This window comes from Stenotrophomonas sp. INTA L402-1, from assembly GCF_059295135.1.
In genome coordinates this window covers 1-640 of sequence record NZ_JCAFWP010000151.1, presented here as the reverse complement: position 1 = coordinate 640, position 640 = coordinate 1, and the positions used below count along the sequence as shown (strand labels likewise).

Genomic DNA, 640 nt, shown 5'->3' with positions numbered 1-640 from the left:
ACACAGAAAGTATACGTGTTCCGCGCAAAACGCGCAATTTCGGCACGAATTTTGACGTATTTAGTGCATAGTTGAGTATCGATCACAGTTTGCGTTTTGTCCAAATATTACTGTTTATTTATACAGTAAACTTCTATAATATCACTGTACGCAATGTGTTATGCGGGGGCCGCATCGTTACCCGGCGCACTAAGTCCTGGCTGAAACGGGTGGTGCCGTCAGCGCCTTAACCCCGCGTGAGCACACTGTGTTATGTCAACGAGCACAACGTTTCTCCTTGAGATACCGCGTGCACAACAGCTGGCAACAGGCAGCGGAAAGGTACGTCAGCTGGCAGTGCTCCTGAACCACAGGAGACGCGTATGAGCCTGGTGGATATCGCCATTCTTATCCTCAAACTCATTGTTGCAGCACTGCAACTGCTTGATGCTGTTCTGAAATACCTGAAGTAATTCAGATTCAAGTCGCACCAAAGGGGAGCGGGAAACCGCTCCCCTTTTATATTTAGCGTGCGGGTTGGTGTCGGATGCGATGCTGACGCATCTTATCCGCCCTACCATCTCTCCCGGCAACATTTATTGCCGCTTTTGTTTACATATTCTGCCGCTAAACAATTCCCCATTCCTGGCGTATATCTGGC

The 640-nt window shown here is 48.9% G+C and carries 2 protein-coding genes; one reads left to right on the top strand and one right to left on the bottom strand.

Going from position 1 to position 640, the window contains the following annotated elements:
• Positions 1–362: 362 nt before the first annotated feature.
• Positions 363–452 carry a type I toxin-antitoxin system toxin TisB gene (gene tisB, locus AC5O77_RS22035; RefSeq protein WP_000060506.1) on the top strand — a complete coding sequence of 30 codons (90 nt, stop codon included), beginning with the start codon at positions 363–365 and terminating at the stop codon, positions 450–452.
• Positions 453–575: 123 nt separating this feature from the next.
• On the opposite strand, the gene ysdE is transcribed toward tisB, so the two are convergent.
• On the bottom strand, positions 576–640 hold a 65-nt coding region (gene ysdE, locus AC5O77_RS22030; RefSeq protein ID WP_214429473.1), incomplete at its 5' end, for a protein YsdE.

What these genes read in the sequence shown, in the direction of transcription:
- tisB (WP_000060506.1), top strand. Translation starts at nt 363, where the DNA reads ATGAGCCTGGTGGATATCGCCATTCTTATCCTCAAACTCATTGTTGCA.